The sequence below is a fragment of the Arenimonas sp. genome (assembly GCF_019459675.1).
GTDB lineage: Bacteria > Pseudomonadota > Gammaproteobacteria > Xanthomonadales > Xanthomonadaceae > Arenimonas.
In genome coordinates, this window is the sequence record NZ_JAIBFH010000092.1 from 1 (window position 1) to 3,469 (window position 3,469).

Sequence of the window (3,469 nt, forward strand, 5' to 3'; positions counted from 1 at the left end):
CAGCGGCGCGCGCCGCGCCCTTGATCGAGTGCGCGGCGCGCATCAGCGGCGCGATCAGTTCCAGCCGCTCCGGCGCCTGCTCCAGCTGCAGCAGCACGCGCTCAATGGCGTTGCACTTGTCGTCCACTTCGGTGGCGAACAGTCCGCGCAGGCGGGCATCCAATGCCGGCGCGGAAGCCGCGGGTGCTGCGGCCGGGACCGTCGCGATGGCCATTCCGGCCAGGGTTTCCAGCGCCTGCGTGAAGTCCTGCCCGGCGATCGTGGCCAGCGTGTCGATGCAGCGCCGGGCTTGGGCCAGCCGCTCGTCGTGGCTGCCGGGCGATTGCCAAAGGACTTCCATGCGTTCGACCACGTTGGGCAAGGCTGTCTCGCCCAGTACGCGGGTGGCGCCCTTGAAGGCGGTGAGCCGCCGCTGCCACTGCGCGGCGGCGGCAGCGTCTTCCCCGTGCCCCATGGCGTCGACAAAACGACGCAGCTGCGGCAGCAGCCGAGCCAGCTCCTCCTGCATCAGGGGCCAGAGCGCCGTCATTCGAACAACGCCGATCGCAGCAGCCGGGTAACGGCATGGGCGTCGAGCAGCGCGACGTGCCCGGAGGCGCTGGGCATCATGGCGCGCACGCAGTCATCAAGCGGCGCACGAAGCGTGTCGGGCGGCGGCTCGGTGGCTTCTTCGGTGTAGGGCATCAAGCCGCGGACTTCGTCGCAGCGGAAGGCGAGGGGGCCGCTTTCGTGGTCAACCAGCACCAGGCGCGACGTCGCGCTCCCGGCGTCGCGGCGGCCCAAGCCCAGCAGTTCGACCAGCGAGACGCAAAGGCGCAGTTCGCCACGCACGTTGACCACGCCCTCGATGCGCCCGTCGGTGCGGTGCGCAAGGCGTCGCACCGGCGGGTTGCCGGCGACCTCGGCCACCAGTGCGGGCGGCAGCCCCAGCCATTGCTGGCCGAGGCGGAAAACCAGCGCGGTATGGCTGGTGGCGGCGCGACGGGGGTCCATGGGGCGCTCGATGCTTTCGTCCACGGGTGATTCGCGGTCGAGCAGCTGGCGCGCGGTGGCGGTATAGATGGGGCAGTTGCGGCAGTGCAGGACTTCGAGCAGCCGTTCGCAGCTCTGGTCGCCTCCCTGAACCCCGATCACGCGCCAGCATCTTTCGGGCAAACCGGTCATGGTGCTGCCTCGCGTTGACGCTGGCGGAGGCGGGCCGCCCGGGCGCGCAGGTCGCGCGCCTGGTCGCCGGCGCCGCGACGCTCGGCCAGGCCCACCCGCTGTTCGATCGCGTCAAGATGGTCGCGGTCCAGATACAGGACCTGGGTAAAGGCGCGCTCGGCCGCCTCGGCATTCCCTGCGGCGGACTCAAGCAGTCCCAGCAGGTAGAGCGCGTCCACGTCGGCTGGCTGCCGGCCCAGGTGCGCGAGACAGGCCGCCCTTGCCTGGTCGACCTGGCCCGCATCGGCCAGCTGATGCGCCCGAGCGATGTCCTCTTGTGCCAGCGATGGCGTGGCCGGTGGCGCGGACCCGGCGGGCGGTGTCGGCACGCGGGCCGGCGCGGGTGCGGGGCGATGGGTGGGCCGCGGCGCGGCTTTGGGCAACCCTTGCGCGGCGCTTGCCGCGCGCGGTGCGCCGTGCATGAAGCTCAGCGGGCAGCCCCCTTCGTAGGGCCGCAGCGCGTCGGACATTGAGCTGAGTACTTCGGCCTGGCCGGCCAGCACGAGCGCCGGCGCGCGGGCGGCCGAAAGCAGGGTGTGCAGCAGCTGGGCGCGCGCCTCGGGCCGCAGGTAAATCAGCAGGTTCCGGCAGAAAATGACGTCGAAGCCCGGCTCGGACTGCAGCAGTTTTGGATCCAGCGCATTGCCCGTGCGCAGGCGCACGCAGCGGCGCAGCAGGGGATCGGCTTCGAGGCTGCCGTCGTCCGCCTCGCGCAACCACGGGCGGGGTATCGGCTGGCCGCGCAGCGCGCTTGGCCGGAACACACCGGCACTGCCGCGGCGGATGGCGGTCTGCGAGACATCGATGCCGAGCACGTCGATGTCCGCCGCAGCCAGCCCCGCCTCCAGCAGCGCGATCGCGGCCGAGTAGGCTTCTTCGCCGGTGGACGCCGGCAGGCTGAGGATGCGCAGTGGCCGGCGGGCCGGCTGTTCACGGGCGAAGCGCACGAGGTCCTGGAACTGCTCGGGGGCGCGGAAGAACCACGTCTCGGGCACCACGAAGTGCTCGGAAAGTTCACTGAACGCCTTGCCGTCCATCAGTACCTGGCGGTACAGCGCGGCGTCGTCGGGGGCGGCCAGCGCGCGGCGCGCATCGGCGAAGGCGTCATCGATCACGCGCGGACCCAGCGTGTCGGGGTCCAGGCCCAGGCGCGCCTGCAGCAGCTCGATCAGGGCCTGGCGGCTCATTCCGACGCAGCCTGTTGGTAAAGGGCGGCCAGTTCGACCGGCAGCAGCCGCATCGGATCCACCAGCTGCGGCATGCCTGGGCTGCCCGCCAGGTGTTCGCCCAGCCAGGGGGCGCCGGCCACGGGCAGCCCGGGCAGCGTGTCACCCAGCGTGACCAGGTCGAGCACGCTTTCCGCCAGCAGCCCCACCAGCCGCTGGCCGTCTTCCTGCGGCAGCGAAAGCACGATCAGACGGGTCGAGCGCAGCGGGCGCGAATCGCGCCCCAGCGCCAGCCGGCACAGGTCCACCACCGGCACCAGCGCGCCGCGGAAGGCCAGCAGGCCGATCACCCCTTCGGGTGCCATGGCGATCGGACGCAGGCTGCGCCTGGGCAGCAGCTCCACCACCCGCGAGGCGGGGAGTGCAAGCGCGTGGTCGCCGACCTGGAATGCGATGGCCAACACAAGGCGAACGGGGCTCAGTTGCCGACGTTGAACTGGGAGATTTCCTGCTTCAGCACAGACACCGCGTCACGCAGGCTCTCGGTGGCGCTGTTGAATTCCCGCAAGGACACCGAGGTCTGGCGGGCACCGTCGATCAACTGGCCCATGGCGTCGCCGATCTGGCGCGCGCCCTGGCCCTGGCTGCGCATGCCGTGGTTTACGGCGTCAAAGCGCTCGGAAAGCGTTTTCACCTGGCTGATGATCTGGCCGAACTGGCCGCCCACCCGCACCACATTGCTCACGCCGCTGCGGACCTCCTCGTCGAAGCGGTCGATCTCCATCACGCCCGCCGAAACCGCAGTCTGCATCTGTTTCACCATCTGTTCGATGTCCAGCGTGGCCACGGCGGTCTGGTCGGCCAGGCGGCGGATCTCACGGGCCAGCACAAGGAAGCCCAGCCCATGCTCACCAGCCTTCTCGGCCTCGATGGCGGCGTTGATTGACAGCAGGTTGGTCTGGTCGGCGACCTTGGAAATGGTGGTGACCACGCCCGTGATCTCGGCGGCCTCCGCGCGGATGGCCGCCAGGCGTGCGGCCATCGTATTGGCGGCCTGCGCCAGGCGATCCATCGTGGTGTCCAGGTTGCGCAGGCCGGCC

At 70.7% G+C, this 3,469-nt stretch carries 5 protein-coding genes; all 5 read right to left on the reverse strand.

What is annotated here, in order from left to right; translation table 11 throughout:
* Positions 1 to 529 (reverse strand): Hpt domain-containing protein (locus K0M70_RS03495; RefSeq protein ID WP_290779350.1); only part of this gene is annotated, 529 nt, incomplete at its 3' end.
* The gene (locus K0M70_RS03500) at positions 526 to 1,134 is read right to left on the reverse strand and encodes a chemotaxis protein CheW (RefSeq protein ID WP_290779353.1); all 609 of its coding nucleotides are present in this window, start codon (positions 1,132 to 1,134) and stop codon (positions 526 to 528) included. The genes K0M70_RS03495 and K0M70_RS03500, both read right to left, overlap by 4 nt.
* Positions 1,135 to 1,160: 26 nt before the next feature.
* Positions 1,161 to 2,390, reverse strand: coding sequence for a CheR family methyltransferase (locus K0M70_RS03505; protein ID WP_290779356.1), 1,230 nt, complete (start codon positions 2,388 to 2,390; stop codon positions 1,161 to 1,163).
* On the reverse strand, positions 2,387 to 2,833 hold the full coding sequence (locus K0M70_RS03510) for a chemotaxis protein CheW (protein ID WP_290779358.1): 447 nt from the start codon (positions 2,831 to 2,833) through the stop codon (positions 2,387 to 2,389). Before K0M70_RS03510 ends, K0M70_RS03505 begins: the two co-directional genes overlap by 4 nt.
* A gap of 14 nt (positions 2,834 to 2,847) precedes the next feature.
* The coding region (locus tag K0M70_RS03515) for a methyl-accepting chemotaxis protein (RefSeq protein ID WP_290779360.1) at positions 2,848 to 3,469 on the reverse strand (622 nt) is incomplete at its 5' end.